Source organism: Pigmentiphaga sp. H8 (genome assembly GCF_003854895.1).
Taxonomy (GTDB): domain Bacteria; phylum Pseudomonadota; class Gammaproteobacteria; order Burkholderiales; family Burkholderiaceae_B; genus Pigmentiphaga.
Map to the genome: position 1 here is coordinate 3,357,748 of NZ_CP033966.1, position 14,374 is coordinate 3,372,121.

16 protein-coding genes are annotated in these 14,374 nt (G+C 69.2%); 8 read left to right on the plus strand and 8 right to left on the minus strand.

Annotated elements, in window-relative coordinates:
* Position 1: 1 nt before the first annotated feature.
* The 5 genes from fabD to EGT29_RS15885 form a co-directional block, all read right to left on the minus strand.
* The gene (fabD, locus tag EGT29_RS15865) at positions 2-940 is read right to left on the minus strand and encodes an ACP S-malonyltransferase (protein ID WP_124689890.1); all 939 of its coding nucleotides are present in this window, start codon (positions 938-940) and stop codon (positions 2-4) included.
* 36 nt (positions 941-976) lie between these two features.
* Entirely contained in the window at positions 977-1,993 is a 1,017-nt protein-coding gene (locus EGT29_RS15870; protein WP_124689891.1) for a beta-ketoacyl-ACP synthase III, read from the minus strand.
* A complete protein-coding gene (gene plsX, locus EGT29_RS15875) occupies positions 1,990-3,066 on the minus strand; it encodes a phosphate acyltransferase PlsX (protein WP_124692384.1) in 1,077 nt (358 codons plus the stop codon). Before plsX ends, EGT29_RS15870 begins: the two co-directional genes overlap by 4 nt.
* Before the next feature lie 229 nt (positions 3,067-3,295).
* Complete coding sequence (rpmF, locus tag EGT29_RS15880) at positions 3,296-3,478, minus strand: 50S ribosomal protein L32 (RefSeq protein ID WP_087840528.1); 183 nt, start codon at positions 3,476-3,478, stop codon at positions 3,296-3,298.
* 245 nt (positions 3,479-3,723) lie between these two features.
* Positions 3,724-4,296: a DUF177 domain-containing protein gene (locus EGT29_RS15885; protein WP_238160013.1), complete on the minus strand. Its 573-nt coding sequence runs from the start codon at positions 4,294-4,296 to the stop codon at positions 3,724-3,726.
* A gap of 178 nt (positions 4,297-4,474) precedes the next feature.
* Between EGT29_RS15885 and EGT29_RS15890 the strand changes: the two genes are divergently transcribed.
* The 8 genes from EGT29_RS15890 (at position 4,475) to EGT29_RS15925 (ending at position 11,461) form a co-directional block, all read left to right on the plus strand.
* A complete protein-coding gene (locus tag EGT29_RS15890; protein WP_124689893.1) occupies positions 4,475-5,092 on the plus strand; it encodes a Maf family nucleotide pyrophosphatase in 618 nt (205 codons plus the stop codon).
* Positions 5,089-5,808 carry an SAM-dependent methyltransferase gene (locus EGT29_RS15895; RefSeq protein ID WP_124689894.1) on the plus strand — a complete coding sequence of 240 codons (720 nt, stop codon included), beginning with the start codon at positions 5,089-5,091 and terminating at the stop codon, positions 5,806-5,808. The genes EGT29_RS15890 and EGT29_RS15895 overlap by 4 nt, the downstream gene beginning before the upstream one ends.
* Positions 5,809-5,982: 174 nt before the next feature.
* Positions 5,983-7,623: an FAD-dependent oxidoreductase gene (locus tag EGT29_RS15900; protein WP_124689895.1), complete on the plus strand. Its 1,641-nt coding sequence runs from the start codon at positions 5,983-5,985 to the stop codon at positions 7,621-7,623.
* Positions 7,620-7,943 (plus strand): ferredoxin family protein, encoded by a 324-nt coding sequence (locus EGT29_RS15905; protein WP_124689896.1) that lies wholly within the window; start codon positions 7,620-7,622, stop codon positions 7,941-7,943. The genes EGT29_RS15900 and EGT29_RS15905 overlap by 4 nt, the downstream gene beginning before the upstream one ends.
* 47 nt (positions 7,944-7,990) lie before the next feature.
* Complete coding sequence (locus EGT29_RS15910) at positions 7,991-9,046, plus strand: ABC transporter substrate-binding protein (protein WP_124689897.1); 1,056 nt, start codon at positions 7,991-7,993, stop codon at positions 9,044-9,046.
* 14 nt (positions 9,047-9,060) lie between these two features.
* Positions 9,061-9,891 (plus strand): ABC transporter permease, encoded by an 831-nt coding sequence (locus EGT29_RS15915; RefSeq protein ID WP_161567832.1) that lies wholly within the window; start codon positions 9,061-9,063, stop codon positions 9,889-9,891.
* On the plus strand, positions 9,884-10,681 hold the full coding sequence (locus EGT29_RS15920) for an ABC transporter permease (RefSeq protein WP_124689899.1): 798 nt from the start codon (positions 9,884-9,886) through the stop codon (positions 10,679-10,681). Before EGT29_RS15915 ends, EGT29_RS15920 begins: the two co-directional genes overlap by 8 nt.
* A complete protein-coding gene (locus EGT29_RS15925; protein ID WP_124689900.1) occupies positions 10,682-11,461 on the plus strand; it encodes an ABC transporter ATP-binding protein in 780 nt (259 codons plus the stop codon).
* A 40-nt stretch (positions 11,462-11,501) separates the two neighbouring features.
* On the opposite strand, the gene sppA is transcribed toward EGT29_RS15925, so the two are convergent.
* From sppA to EGT29_RS15940, 3 genes are all read right to left on the minus strand, one after another.
* Positions 11,502-12,497, minus strand: a complete 996-nt coding sequence (sppA, locus tag EGT29_RS15930) for a signal peptide peptidase SppA (protein WP_124689901.1) — start codon at positions 12,495-12,497, stop codon at positions 11,502-11,504.
* Positions 12,498-12,593: 96 nt separating this feature from the next.
* The gene (locus EGT29_RS15935; RefSeq protein WP_124689902.1) at positions 12,594-13,274 is read right to left on the minus strand and encodes an HAD-IA family hydrolase; all 681 of its coding nucleotides are present in this window, start codon (positions 13,272-13,274) and stop codon (positions 12,594-12,596) included.
* A complete protein-coding gene (locus tag EGT29_RS15940; protein ID WP_124689903.1) occupies positions 13,271-14,266 on the minus strand; it encodes an RluA family pseudouridine synthase in 996 nt (331 codons plus the stop codon). Before EGT29_RS15940 ends, EGT29_RS15935 begins: the two co-directional genes overlap by 4 nt.
* Positions 14,267-14,374 lie beyond the last annotated feature (108 nt).

The window sequence follows — 14,374 nt, forward strand, 5'->3', positions numbered from 1 at the left end:
CCTAATTGGAGGCTACCGCCGCCAACGCGGCTTCAAGCGATGCCTGGTCCGTCACGGCCAGCGCCGTCAGGTCGGGAGCGATGCGCTTGGCCAGGCCCGTCAGCACCTTGCCCGGCCCGCACTCGACGACATGGGTGATCCCCTGGGACTGCATCAGCTGTATGGTTTCCACCCATCGTACCGGATGCCAGGCCTGGCGGACCAGCGCGTCGGCGATCGCCGCCGGCTGGGTCGGCGCGGCCACGTCCACGTTGTTGAGCACCGGGATATGGGGCGACTGGATGTCGATGGCTTCCAGCGCCTTGGCCAGCGTCTGGGCGGCCGGCTGCATCAGGCTGGAATGGAAAGGCGCCGAAACCGGCAGCGGCAGCGCGCGCTTGGCGCCCGCCTGCTTGGCGGCTTCGCAGGCGCGCTCCACGGCGGCCTTGTTGCCGGCGATCACCACCTGCGCCGGTGCGTTGAAGTTCACCGGCTCGACCACCTCGCCCTGGGCCGCGGCGGCGCAGGCGGCACGCACCTGGTCGTCGGTCAGGCCCAGGATGGCCGCCATCCCGCCCTGTCCCACGGGCACCGCGGACTGCATGGCGTCGGCACGGATGCGGACCAGCCGCACGGCATCTTCGAGCGTGAGCGAGCCGGCGGCGACCAGCGCCGCGTACTCACCCAGGCTGTGTCCGGCGACGACCGCCGGAACCGGCCCGCCCGCCGCCTGCCAGGCGGCATAGGCCGCCACGCCGGCGGTCAGCATGACCGGCTGGGTGTAGGTGGTCAGGTTCAGTTGTTCGGCCGGGCCGTTGGCCATCAGGCCGCCCAGGTCCTCGCCCAGGGCGGCGCCGGCACGGGCCACGACGTCGGCCACCGACGCATTGCCCGCGAAGCCGTCGAGCATGCCGACCGACTGCGAACCCTGGCCGGGAAAGACGAATGCGATTTTAGTCATGGGTAAAGCCCCGCTTGTTCTGTTTTCCTACCGGACTCACATGCGCGCCAGCACGGCGCCCCACGTGAATCCGCCGCCCACGCCCTGCAGCATCACCAGGTCGCCCCGCTTGACGCGGCCATCGCGGCGGGCGGCGTCCAGGGCCAGCGGCACGCTGGCCGCCGAGGTGTTGGCGTGCAGGTCCACCGTGGACACCACGCGTTCGAGCGGGATGCCGAGGCGCTTGGCGGTGGCGTTGATGATGCGCACGTTGGCCTGGTGGGGAATGAGCCAATCCAGGTCGGACAGCGGCACGCCCGCTTCCTCCATCACTTCCTGCGCCACCCGGTCGAGCACCGTGACGGCCTGCTTGAAGACCGCCTGCCCCTCCATCCGCAGAAAGGGGTCGCCGGTCACCTCGCCATAGGCCACGTTGCCCGCGGCGCACAGGATCTTGGTCTGGCTGCCATCGGCATGCAGCTTGGCGGCCATCACGCCCGGCTCGGGCGAGGCCTCGAGCACCACGGCGCCGGCGCCGTCGCCGAACAGCACGCAGGTCGACCGGTCGTTCCAGTCCAGGATGCGCGAGAAGACCTCGGTGCCGATGACCAGGGCCTTGCGGGCCCGGCCGGCGCGCACGAAGCTGTCGGCGGTGGTCAGCGCGTAGATGAAGCCCGTGCACACGGCCTGGACGTCGAAGGCCGCGGCGCGCGAGGCGCCGAGCCTGGCCTGGATCAGGCAGGCCGTGCTGGGAAAGACGAAATCGGGCGTCGAGGTCGCGACGATGATGAGGTCGAGCTCGGCGGCGTCGATCCCGGCATCCTGCAGCGCGCGCCGCGCGGCCTCGGTGCCGAGGTCGCTGGAGGTGACGCCGCGCTCGGCGATGTGGCGCTGGCGGATGCCGGTACGCTCGACGATCCAGGCATCGGACGTCTCGACGCCGCGCTGGGCCAGCTCGGCCGCCAGCTCGTCATTGCTGACCACGCGCTCGGGCAGGCAACTGCCCGAGCCGACGATTCTCGACCATGCCGCGGGAGCCGGGCTGCTGGACGGATGCGCCGTTGTTGCACTCATGCAATATCTCCGTGCGAGGACGGCTCGAGGCCGGCCTCATGCTCGATCCCGCCGGCCGGCACGCTCGTGATCTGCGCAATGGTTTGCGCAGTCCGGCCGAGCAAGCCGCTTTCGACCGCGTCGTAGGCGTCCTGCAGGGCCCATTCGAACGCGTAGGTATCGGCGGAACCATGGCTCTTGATGACGACGCCGCGCAATCCCAGCAGCGCCGCTCCGTTGTAGCGGCGCGGGTCCACGCGCTGGCGGAAGCGGTTCAGCACCGGCGTGGCGATGGCGCCCATCAACAGCGTGAACAGGTTTCTCTTGAACTCTTCCTTGATGAAGACACCCAGCATCTTGGCCAGGCCCTCGGAAGACTTGAGCACGATGTTACCAACAAAGCCATCGCAGACGACCACGTCCACGGTGCCCTTGAAAATGTCGTTGCCCTCGACGTTGCCGTGGAAGTTCAGCGCGCTGCCGCGCAGCAGCTCGGCGGCCTGCTTGACCACGTCGTTGCCCTTGATCGCTTCCTCGCCGATGTTGAGCAGGCCCACGGTGGGCCGCTCGCGATGGCCGACGCTGGAAACCAGCGCCGAACCCATGATGGCGAACTGCAGCAGGTGCTCGGCCGTGCAATCGACGTTGGCGCCCAGGTCCAGGATGACGGTCATGCCGCCCGACTGGTTGGGAATGGCCTTGGCGATCGCGGGACGGTCGATGCCGTCCAGCGTCTTGAGCACATAGCGGGAAATGGCCATCCATGCACCGGTGTTCCCCGCCGAGACGCAGGCGTCGGCCTGGCCGTCGCGCACGAGTTCGGCGGCGATGCGCATGGAGGAGTCTTTCTTGCGGCGCAGCGCGACCTCGACCTTGTCGTCCATGGTGACGACTTCGGTGGCGGGCACGATGCGCAGCCGCTCCCGCTGGGCGGGCGCGGCCTTGGCCTGAGCCAGGCGGGCTTCGATCTGGTCGGCCAGGCCGACGAGCAGCAGCTCGACGCCGGGATGACGGTCGGAGAACGCCAGGGCAGCAGGAATCGTCACGGGCAGGCCGAAATCGCCTCCCATGCAATCGATCGCGATACGGATCATAGCCATGGACGCAGAAACGCCTGTCCGCGCGCCTCAGGGCTGCCCGGCTCTCTACAGACACATGCTGTATCGGTCATTGGCAAACCTGGTTCGGCGGGACAGACAAGACCGGAAAATGCATTCCGCAAGTGCCCAGGGGAAGAACGCCGACCTGTAGGCCTCGCGGCGTCCGCATTCCACCCCTGAGTAAACGACCCCAGTGCAAGGGACTGCCCGGGGCCGTTCGGTATCACTCGTCGTTCTTGGTCTTGAGGACTTTGCGACCGCGGTAGATGCCGTTGGGGCTGATGTGGTGACGCAGGTGCGTCTCGCCCGTGGTCGGTTCGACGGCGACCGGGGGATTGGTCAGGAAATCGTGGGCGCGGTGCATACCACGCTTGGAGGGCGACTTTTTGTTTTGCTGAACGGCCATGTGACTGGACTCCTAGGAACGGCGCGCATTGTAAGCCAGATGCCTACGCGTGACCGCCGCGAGTTCTAAAACCTGCTTTCTCGAATGATGACGGCGGTCTGCGCAGGCTTGCCCGAAACGCCGTCCAAAAACCCAAACTGCCGCGAAAACGCTTACAACGCTCGCTTACTTATCCGCATCGCGCCGGACCGGGGAATCAAAGGCCCCTTGTCCGGCCCGCTGCGACTATACACAAAATATGTCGCTTATTTGCCGACATCGCCCGCCGAGCCCTTCAGCCCGGCCAGCACCGCGAACGGCGACGGCTTTTTCTCGGGTTCATCGCCCGAGGGCCCGCCCCCGCCATCGGGACAGATGTCGTGCCGGGGAACGTACGGCACGCTCAGGATCAACTCGTCCTCGACCTGCTCGAACAGATCGAATCGGCGCGACCCCAGCACTTTCTCGAAATCCTGCTCCGCGTCGAGCTCTTCCAGGTCGGACTCATCGAACGTATTCGGATCGTCGAGCTCGGCCTCGGTTTCGACCAGCTGCAACGCGACCTCGGATTCGATGGGCATCGCCAGCGGCCCCAGGCAACGCTGGCACTGCACGGTCAGGACCGTTTCGACCGCGAGCCGGATCAGGGGTTCGCCCAGCGGACCGCGATCGGCCTGGGCCGACCAGCGCACCACCGCCGAAGGATCCTGCCCGGGCAAGCCGTCCAGCAAGCGGACGAAACGCGCGAGCGGCGCGCTGCCTTCGAGCGATCGCCCGAGCCTGACGAACTCGAACGCATCGATGTGGCGCACCGCGCCGGATTCGCTGGAGTCTTTCACGACCTGCCGCCTTGCATGTTTTTCCACCGCACTTTCTTCTGCCTGCTTTCCGAAACGTCCACGCAGTCCCGCCATGCAGTCCGTGAAGACACCCGGAAAGGAAAAGAAGCTCGGGAAAACGTTGGATAATAGCGTGAAAACCCGAAAAGAGTCAAACAAGTCAAACACTTATCCCACCATGGCAAGCCCTGAAACCACGGCGCGGTCCCTGATCCTCGCCTCGACCTCCCCCTACCGCCGCGAACTGCTCGAACGCCTGCGGCTTCCCTTCTCCGTGGCCGCGCCCGGCGTGGACGAAACACCGGCCCCGGGCGAAGCGCCCCGGGACCTCGCCCTGCGCCTGGCCCTGGCCAAGGCCCGCGCCGTGAGCCAGGCCCACCCCGGCGCGCTGGTGATCGGTTCGGACCAGGTCGCGACGGTGGACGGCGCCCCCATCGGCAAGCCCGGCGGCTTCGAGCAAGCGCTCGCGCAACTGCAGGCCATGCGCGGCCGCACGGTGGCCTTCCACACCGCCGTGGCGGTGGACGACGGCCGGCACCCCGCCAGCGCCGTCGTGACCACGCGGTGCATGCTGCGTGAACTGTCCGACCGGGCGCTGCGCGCCTACCTGCACGCCGAGCGCCCCTACGACACGGCCGGCAGCGCCAAGGCCGAGGCCCTGGGCATCGCACTGATGGAGCGGATAGAAAGCGACGACCCCACCGCCCTGATCGGCCTGCCGCTGATCGCCCTGACCCGGCTGCTGGCCGGCTTCGGCATGGACCCGCTGGACGCGCTCGAGGAGCCCCGCGCATGAAATCCTCCGGCATCCTGCACCTGGTCCCCGTCTCGCTCGGCGACGCCCCGCCCGAGCGCTGGCTGCCCGCCGAGGCCCGCGCCCTGGCCGGCCGGCTGGACACCTACATCGCCGAGAACGCCAAGACCGCGCGCGCCTTCCTGAAGGCCATCGGCACCGTGCGGCCGATCCAGGAAATCATCATTCACACCCTGGATGCCCGCACCGACGACCGCGACATCGCGGCCTGGCTCAAGCCCATCGCGGCGGGCGGCGAGATCGGCCTGGTTTCCGAGGCCGGCTGCCCGGCCGTGGCGGACCCCGGCGCGCGCGTGGCCCGCGCCGCGCACGCCCTGGGCATACGCGTGCAGCCCTGGGTGGGCCCCTCCTCCATCCTGCTCGGACTCATGGCCAGCGGCCTCGACGGCCAGCGCTTCGCCTTCCACGGCTACGCACCGGTCGATGCGGGCGAGCGCGCACGCCAACTGCGGGAATGGGAGCAGGCCTCGGCGCGGCACAACCAGACCCAGCTCCTGATCGAAACGCCCTATCGCAACGGCGCCATGTTCGCGACGATGCTGGCCACCCTGCGGCCCGCCACCCTGCTGTGCGTCGCCCGCGCGCTCACGACCGAGCGCGAATGGGTGCGCACACAAAGCATCGCGGACTGGAAGCGCCAGCCGCCGCCCGAGCTGGACAAGCAGCCCACACTGTTCCTGTTCCTGGCCAAGGCTTAGCGCCGGCAACACATGCGATAAACGGATAACCAAGCGCGAAACAAATCGTTGGGCGGCCAGCCGTCCGTCTCTAGCATCCCTGGACATGCATGACCGGCATGCGGGCGAAGGCATTCCTTTCTCCGCTGCGGTCCCCCGCACTCCGGCCCATGGCCGGTTCCAGGAGAGACGAACATGGCGGTACGCGATTTGCACCCCCTGTCCGGTACCGAAGCCTCGGTCCGGCACGATGCCGATGTGCTGATCATAGGAGGCGGCCCGGCGGGCACGTGGGCCGCCGTCGGCGCGGCCGCGCGCGGCGCGCGCGTGGTGCTCGCCGACAAGGGATACTGCGGCACCTCGGGCGCGACCGCGCCGTCCGGCACGGGCGTCTGGCATGTCCCGCGCGACGCCGCCGCGCGCGAGAAGGCCAAGGCCAGCCGCCTGGAGATGGGCGGCTTCCTGGCCGAGCACGCCTGGATGGACCGCGTGCTCGAACAGACGTGGAACAACATCGAGACGCTGACGGAATGGGGCTATCCCTTCCCCCAGGACGAACACGGCCAGTTGCGGCAGACCTCGCTACAGGGCCCGGACTACATGCGCCTGATGCGCAAGGCGGCCAAGCAGGCGGGCGCGCGCATTCTCGACCACAGCCCGGTACTGGAACTGCTGGTGGACGAACACGGCACGGTCTGCGGCGCTGTCGGCATCAACCGCCAGACGGGCGCGACGTGGGTGGCCCGCGCGGGCGCCGTGGTGCTGGCCACGGGCGGCTGCGCCTTCCTGAGCCGCGCGCTGGGCTGCAACGTCCTGACCGGCGACGGCTACCTGCTCGGTGCCGAGGCCGGCGCCGAACTCTCGGGCATGGAGTTCTCCAACGCCTACGGGCTGGGTCCGGCCTTCGCATCGGTCACCAAGTCCCTGTTCTACAACTGGGCGACGTTCTATGACCGCGACGGCCGGCGCATCGAAGGAGCGGGTTCGTCGCGCGGGCGCGGCGTCATCGCCAGGACGCTGGCGACGCAGCCCGTCCATGCCTGCCTGGACCGCGCCGACGGCGCCATTCGCGCCTGGATGCGCACCGCGCAGCCCAACTTCTTCGTCCCCTTCGACCGGCAGGGCATCGACCCCTTCACCCAGCACTTCCCGGTCACGCTGCGCCTGGAAGGCACGGTGCGCGGCACCGGCGGCCTGCACGTGGTCGGCGACGACTGCGCCACGACGGTCGCCGGCCTGTATGCCGCGGGCGACGCCGCCACGCGCGAGCTGATCTGCGGGGCCTTCACCGGCGGCGGCAGCCACAACGCCGCCTGGGCCATGTCCTCGGGTTTCTGGGCCGGCGCGGGCGCCGCCCGGTTCGCCCGCGAGGCGCGAGCCTTCGGCCACCGCAACGTCCACCGCGCCGGCGTCGCCGGGCTGGACGGCGATCCGTCCGCTTCCTGGGACGCGGATGCGGTCATCCGCGCGGTGCAGGCCGAGGTGTTTCCCACCGAACGCAACTGGACGCGCAGCGGACCGCTGCTGGAGGACTCGCTGGGGCGGCTGGATGCGCTGTGGGCCCGCGTGCGCCGCGGCCGGCCGGCGGGCACGGGCACGCAGTGGGTGCGCGCCCGCGAGGCGGCGGCCATGCTGGCGACCTCGCGCTGGATGTATCGCAGCGCCCTGCAACGCACCGAGACGCGCGGCATGCACCGGCGCGCCGAGCACGCGGCCGTCGATCCCGCCCAGCACCACCGGCTGGTCAGCGGCGGACTGGACGACGTCTGGGTGCGGGCGCAGCCTGTCTCGACGCCCGCGACGCCGGGCGCCTACGCGGGCAAGGTGGCGGCATGATCGAGATCGTCAGCGCCGAACGCTGCACCGCCTGCAACATCTGCGTGCACGCCTGCCCCACCAATGTCTTCGACCTCGTTCCCGGCGGCCCGCCGCGCATCGCCCGGCAGTCCGATTGCCAGACCTGCTTCATGTGCGAGCTGTACTGCCCGGTGGACGCCCTGTACGTGGCGGCGCCGGCCGACGCCGCGCAGGCGGTCGAGGAAACCGCGGCGCGGCCCCTGATGGGCAGCTACCGCGCCGCGATCGGCTGGGGCGCCGGGCGCACGGCAACAGCGCAGCGGGACAGCAGTTTCGAGCTCCTGAGCCGAGCCCATTGAATAGCCCTGGCAACGGCAAGAGCATCGTTTTTTAAAAGGATAGGAATATGCGGTTCATACGTTATGCGGCGGCGGTCGTGGTGTCGGGGTTGGTAGCGGCGGGCGCGCAGGCGCAGGGCTGGCCGGAGCAGGTGCGGTTCGGCGGTTTCGGGCAGGGGTTCGGCAAGCCCTATGGGCTGGCGGTGCTGGCGATCGCGCAGGGCAAGGGGTTCATCGCCGATGAATTCAAGGGCACGCCGGTCAAGCTGAGCTTCGAGTACTTCACCGGCACGGGGCCGGCCATCAACGAGGCCATCGCCAACAGGCGGCTGGATTTCGCCCAGTACGGGTCGCTGCCCAACATCGTCGGCCGCGCCAACGGGCTGCCCACGCGCATCGTGACCTCGTACGGCTACACCACCATCTTCGGCGTGGCCCGGCCCGACCTGCCCGTCAAGTCGTTCAAGGACCTCAAGGGCAGGCGGGTGGCCGTCGCCAAGGGCACGGTGCTGCACTGGGCCTTCCTGAAGGCCCTGGAAGGAAACGGCCTGACCCTCAAGGACGTGACGCTGCTCGACCTTGCCACCGCCGACCAGTTGGCGGCGCTCACGGCGGGCAGCGTGGATGCGGTGATCGGTTCGAGCGTGCTGCTGTCGCTGCGCGACAAGGGCCTGGCCAAGGTCTTCTACAGCTCGCACGACATCGGTCCCAAGGCGGCCGGTTTCGGCGCCATCACGGTGACGGAGTCGTTCGAGCAGCGCTACCCCGAAGCCACGCAGCGCGTGGTGCGCGGGCTGGTGCGCGCGGCCGAATGGCTGGGACATGAGGAAAACCGCGAGGAAGCCCTGCGGATCTGGACCCGCTCCGGCGTGCCCTACCCGGCGCTGCGCGACGAGTACGCGGGGGTGGCGCTCAAGGACGTCTTCAATCCGCGCATCGACACGTTCTTCGTCTCCCAGTACCGCGACGCCGTCGCCTTCAGCCAGGAACAGAAACTGATCCGCTCGGGCATAGATCTCCAGCAATGGTTCCTGCCCAGGTACGTCGACCAGGCGCTGGACCAGCTCGGCCTGCAGGGGAACTGGCCGCGGCGCGACGCCAACGGCAAGCCGCTGGAAGGCTGACGGGAGCGATTGCCATGACCTCCCATACCGACGCCCGCCTGGACGCGCTCGCCGTCCCCGCCTCCCCGGCCCGGCCCCGTGCGCCACGGGCCTGGCGCGCAGCGCTGCTGCCGCTCTTGCTGCCGGCCCTGGCCCTGTGCGCCTGGCAACTGGCCGCCTCCCAGGGCTGGGTGGCGCCGCAGATCCTGCCGGCGCCGGAACGGGTATGGACCAGCTTCGTGGAACTGCTGGGGAACGGCGACATCGCCGCGAACTTCGCCGTCAGCCTGCACCGCATCGGCCTGGGCTTCCTGCTGGGCGCTGCGCTGGGCCTGGCCACCGGCATCGCGCTGGGGGTCTCGGACACCGTGCGCGACTATCTCGACCCGCTGCTGCGCGCGCTGTTCGCCATTCCTTCCATCGGCTGGATACCCATCCTGATCCTGGTCTTCGGCATCGCCGAGACGCTGAAGATCCTGATCATCGCCAAGGCGGTCTTCGTGCCCATCGTCATCAATACCGCCCAGGGCATACGCGACATCCCCAAGGCCCACCTCGAAACCGCGCGGGTGCTGCGCCTGCGGCCCTGGACCCGCTTTATCCGGGTGATCGCGCCCGCCAGCCTGGGTCCGGTCTTCAGCGGCGTGCGGCTGGGCCTGGGCCACGCGTTCATAGCCTTGATCGTGGTCGAGATGCTGGCCGCCACCGAGGGCATCGGCTACATGATGGTGTGGGGCCGCAAGCAGTTCCAGACCGACCTCGTGATCGTCGGCATGATCGTGGTGGGCCTGGCGGGTTTCGCGCTGGATCGCGCGCTGCTGGCCGTCGAGCAGGCCCTGAACCGCAAGGTGCCCTCCCATGGCTGACACGGCCTGGCCAGGGCCGCTGGCCGCCCTCTCACGCCTTGCGCCCCGCGTGCGGCGCGGCGCCGCCCTGCCCGCCGCCCTGGTGCTGCTGTGGCTGGCCGTGGTCGATACCGGCCTCGTGCGCACCCCGCTGCTGGTGCCGCTGCACCAGGTCCTGTCGTCGCCATTCGTGGATCCGGACGGGCGGCAGATCTGGGCGGCGCTGGCCGCCAGCCTGACGCGGGCCACGGCGGGCATCGCGCTGGGCGCCTGCGCCGGCGTCGCGCTGGGCGTGGCCCTGGGATTGTCGCGCCCGCTCCAGCGCGCAATCGCCCCCACGCTGCACGGCCTGCGCCAGGTCGCCCTGTTCGCCTGGATTCCGCTACTGACCGCCTGGTTCGGCACGGGCGAGGTCGCCAAGGTGGTCTTCATCTCGCTGTCGGCCTTCTTCCCCGCCTTCCTGAACACCGAGCAAGGCGTGCGGGCCATCGCCCCCGCCTACTGGGAAACCGCGGCGGTGCTCAGGCTGCGGCCGTGGCGGCGGGTGACGAAGATGGTCCTGCCGGCCGCGCTGCCCGCCATCCTGATCGGCCTGGAAATCGCCTTGCTGACGGCCTGGATAGGCACCGTGGGCGCCGAATACGCGATCGGCGTCGGACGCGGCCTGGGCTCGTTCCTGGTAGCGGCGCGGGAGTTGTTCCGCATGGACCTGGTGCTGGCCGGCGCCGTCGCGCTGGCCCTGGTGGGCTATGCCTGCAACCGGGCCTCGCGCCATGTCTTTTCACGCATCATCACCTGGCGGGACCGCTGAATGACGACCTCCTCCCCTTCCCTTGCCCAACCCGCTTCGTACGCGCTGTCCCTGCGCCGGGTGGCCAAGCAGTACACCGTGGACGACCAGCCGCTGCCGGTCCTGGAGCGGATCAACCTGGACCTGCGGCACGGCGAATTCCTGAGCATCGTGGGCGCGTCCGGTTGCGGCAAGTCGACGCTGCTGCGCCTGGTGGCCGGCCTGGACGCGGCCTTCGACGGCGAGATCCTGATCGACGGCCGGCCCATCGCCGGGCCCGGCATCGAGCGCGGCATGGTGTTCCAGGACCATCGCCTCTTTCCCTGGCTGACCATCGCCGGCAATGTCGCGCTGGGACTGGACAGCCTCGATCTCGCTGCGCGCGAGCGCGACCGCCGCGTGGCGGCGATGCTGGAACTGGTGGGGCTGTCCGCCTTCGCCAAGGCCTATCCGCACCAGCTTTCGGGCGGCATGGCCCAGCGCGCCGCGATCGCCCGCGCACTGGTCTCGGAACCGGAAATACTGCTGATGGATGAACCCTTCGGCGCCCTGGATTCGCTGACGCGGGTCCATCTGCAGGAGGAATTGCTGCGCATCTGGTCGCAGCGGCGGGTGACGGTGATCGTGGTGACCCACGACGTGGAGGAAGCCGTCTACCTGAGCGACACCATCGCGGTCATGGCGCCACGCCCCGGCCGCGTCGTCGCCGCGACCCGGGTCGACCTGCCGCGCCCTCGCGACCGCGCCGACCCACGCTTCGGCGAAATCCGGCGCGCCATCCTGGGACAACTGCGGCGCTAAGGGCGCCGCGCCTGGCGCCCCGGAATCGCGGAGCGGCCCTTTACTTCCAATGCCAGACGCCGCCGGCCCCGCCCAGGCCGGTCTTGGCCAGTCCGGCGCCGAAGGACACGCCCACGCGCTTGGCGACCCGCTCGGCGAAGTTCTCGCGCACTGTGTAGTCCACCACGGTGTCGGCCTGGATGACGTCGCGCGCCACGCTGTCCACCGTGCCCAGTTCGTCGGTCAGGCCCAGTTCGACGCTCTTGGTGCCGGTCCAGATCAGCCCGGTGAACATGTCCGGCGTTTCATGCAGCCGCTCGCCGCGCCCTTCCCGCACCGCGCCGACGAACTGCTGGAAGATTTCCTGCACCAGCGCCTGCGCATGGGCCTGCTGTCCGGGATTGGCGGGCGAGAACGGATCCAGCAGCGCCTTGTTCTCTCCGGACACGACCAGGCGCCGTTCGACGCCCACCTTGTCCATCAGGCCGGTGAAGCCGAAGCCTTCCATGATGACGCCGATGGAGCCGACCACGCTGGCCTTGTTGACATAGATCTTGTCGGCCGCGGCGGCGACGTAGTAGCCGCCGGAGGCGCAGATTTCCTCGACCACCGCGTACACCGGCTTATCGGGATTCTGGGCGCGCAGGCGGCGGATCTCGTCGAAGATCATGCCGGCCTGGACCGGGCTGCCGCCCGGGCTGTTGATGCGCAGGACCACGCCCTTGGCGTTGTTGTCGTCGAAGGCGGCCTGCAGGGCGGCGTTGATCTTGTCGGCGCTGGCCTCGCCCTGGGCATCGATGACGCCGTCCAGTTCGATCAGCGCGGTATGCGGATCGGGCGTGCTCGACCCCGATCCGCGGAACAGCACGCCGGTGGCGGTCAGTACCAGCAGGATCACGATGGCCAGCATCAGCAGCCGGAAGAAGATGGTCCAGCGCCGCCGCGCGCGCTGCTCCTTGAGCGACGCGAAAACCAGCTTCTCCAGCACATCGCGCTCCCATTCCCCCGGAGCGCGGGACGAAGCATCGGGCGGGGAGGAATAGGCATCCTGGGACATGAAGACAACTCGCTATGAAAGGTCGAAGATCGAGGTAAGCAATCGCTAGGATAGGGCAAGTGGCGGCGCGGCGACAGCGGACGCGGGGGCCGGGCCCTAGGCTGCCCGGGCCGCGATGCGGCCGTGCAGCCAGTCGCCCAGCTCGGCAATGCTGCCGGCCAGCGTCTGCGGCGCGCACCCCGCCAGTTCGTCCACGGCGTGCGCCCCGTAGGTCACGCCCACGCCATGGATTCCGGCATTGCGGGCCATCTGCAGATCGTGCGAGGTATCGCCGACCATCACGGCCGAGGCCGGATCCGCGCCCAGTTCGCGCATGATCTCGAACAACATGGCCGGGTTGGGCTTGGAGAAGGTCTCGTCGGCACAGCGGGTGGTGTCGAAATACCGGCGGATGCCGGTGGCGTCCAGGGCCCGCTCCAGGCCGACGCGACTCTTGCCCGTAGCCACCGCCAGCCGCGCTCCGCGCTCGGCCAGGCGCGCCAGCATCTGCTCGGCGCCGGCGAAAAGGCGCAATTGCGGATCGCGGGTCAGGTAATGGAAGCGGTAGCGCGCGACGAAGGCCTGGACCTGGTCCTGCGCCAGCGTGGGAACGGCGGCCATCAGCGCGTCCTGCAGGCTCAGGCCGATGACCCAGGCGGCCGCTTCGTCGGGCGGCACCGGCAACCCGAGGTCGCGGCAGGCGGATTGGATGGCGGCGATGATGGTCGGCGTCGAATCCATCAGGGTACCGTCCCAGTCGAACACGACCAGCGAATAGCCCGGGAGGGGTGAAGTCATGGATGTTCCAGTTGCTGTAGGAATTTGACGCAATCTTCGGGCAGATGGGCTTCCAGCGCCAGCGATTCGCCGGTCAGCGGATGCGGAATGGCCAGGGTATGGGCGTGCAGGAACATCCTGCGGAACCCGCGCCCGGCCGCCGCGGCGTTGGCGTGGTCCTCGCCGTACTTGTCGTCGCCCACGATGGGAAACCCGCAACTGGTCACGTGCACCCGGATCTGGTGGGTACGCCCGGTCTTGAGTTCGGCGTCCAGCAGGGAATACAAACCGTAGCGCCGCTTGAGGGTGAAGATGGTGTGGGCCGGCTGGCCGTCGGGATCGACCTTCACGCGGCGCTCGCCCGACTGGGTGGACCATTTGGTAAGCGGTTTGCGCACGTGCTGGCGGTCGTTGACCCAGTCGCCCGCGACCAGGACCAGGTAATGCTTGTTCCAGAGCCCGTTGCGCAGCGATTCGTGCAGGCCGACCAGGGCGCTGCGCTTCTTGGCCACCAGCAGCAGCCCCGACGTGTCACGGTCGAGCCGGTGCACCAGCTCCAGGAAGCGGGCCTCGGGCCGCGCCCGCCGCAACTGCTCGATGACGCCGAAATCCACGCCGCTGCCGCCGTGCACCGCCACGCCCGCCGGCTTGTCGATCGCCAGCAGCGCGTCGTCCTCGAACACGATGGGAAATTCGCTGGGGGGCACGAAGCGCACCGGCGCCTCGGGCAGCCGGAACGGCGGCACCCGCACCAGGTCGCCGGTGGCGATCCGGTGGTCCACCGGCACCCGCCCCCGGTTGACCCGGACCTGGCCGCCCCGGATGGCCTTGTACAGGTGGCTCTTGGGCACGCCCTTGCACAGCCGCAGCAGGAAATTGTCCAGCCGCTGGCCGTCGTGCGCCTCGTCCACTTCGACCAGGCGCACGGCGGGAGCCGCCGCAGGTTCGGGGTTCCGGGCGGGGCGGCCCTGGCCGGGCGTGGATTTCGCTTTGCGCAACAATGGTAGCGACATATAATCCTGAAGCCTGATCGAATCAGGCGGGTTGGAGCACAGGGGTGACGTACACGTTGTGTCCCTGAACCGCGCTTCCGGCGTCGAGACGCGCTTTTATGCGGCGTT

What these genes read in the sequence shown, in the direction of transcription:
- fabD (WP_124689890.1), bottom strand. Translation starts at nt 940, where the DNA reads ATGACTAAAATCGCATTCGTCTTTCCCGGCCAGGGTTCGCAGTCGGTC.
- EGT29_RS15870 (WP_124689891.1), bottom strand. Translation starts at nt 1,993, where the DNA reads ATGAGTGCAACAACGGCGCATCCGTCCAGCAGCCCGGCTCCCGCGGCA.
- plsX (WP_124692384.1), bottom strand. Translation starts at nt 3,066, where the DNA reads ATGATCCGTATCGCGATCGATTGCATGGGAGGCGATTTCGGCCTGCCC.
- rpmF (WP_087840528.1), bottom strand. Translation starts at nt 3,478, where the DNA reads ATGGCCGTTCAGCAAAACAAAAAGTCGCCCTCCAAGCGTGGTATGCAC.
- EGT29_RS15890 (WP_124689893.1), top strand. Translation starts at nt 4,475, where the DNA reads ATGGCAAGCCCTGAAACCACGGCGCGGTCCCTGATCCTCGCCTCGACC.
- EGT29_RS15895 (WP_124689894.1), top strand. Translation starts at nt 5,089, where the DNA reads ATGAAATCCTCCGGCATCCTGCACCTGGTCCCCGTCTCGCTCGGCGAC.
- EGT29_RS15900 (WP_124689895.1), top strand. Translation starts at nt 5,983, where the DNA reads ATGGCGGTACGCGATTTGCACCCCCTGTCCGGTACCGAAGCCTCGGTC.
- EGT29_RS15905 (WP_124689896.1), top strand. Translation starts at nt 7,620, where the DNA reads ATGATCGAGATCGTCAGCGCCGAACGCTGCACCGCCTGCAACATCTGC.
- EGT29_RS15910 (WP_124689897.1), top strand. Translation starts at nt 7,991, where the DNA reads ATGCGGTTCATACGTTATGCGGCGGCGGTCGTGGTGTCGGGGTTGGTA.
- EGT29_RS15915 (WP_161567832.1), top strand. Translation starts at nt 9,061, where the DNA reads ATGACCTCCCATACCGACGCCCGCCTGGACGCGCTCGCCGTCCCCGCC.
- EGT29_RS15920 (WP_124689899.1), top strand. Translation starts at nt 9,884, where the DNA reads ATGGCTGACACGGCCTGGCCAGGGCCGCTGGCCGCCCTCTCACGCCTT.
- EGT29_RS15925 (WP_124689900.1), top strand. Translation starts at nt 10,682, where the DNA reads ATGACGACCTCCTCCCCTTCCCTTGCCCAACCCGCTTCGTACGCGCTG.
- sppA (WP_124689901.1), bottom strand. Translation starts at nt 12,497, where the DNA reads ATGTCCCAGGATGCCTATTCCTCCCCGCCCGATGCTTCGTCCCGCGCT.
- EGT29_RS15935 (WP_124689902.1), bottom strand. Translation starts at nt 13,274, where the DNA reads ATGACTTCACCCCTCCCGGGCTATTCGCTGGTCGTGTTCGACTGGGAC.
- EGT29_RS15940 (WP_124689903.1), bottom strand. Translation starts at nt 14,266, where the DNA reads ATGTCGCTACCATTGTTGCGCAAAGCGAAATCCACGCCCGGCCAGGGC.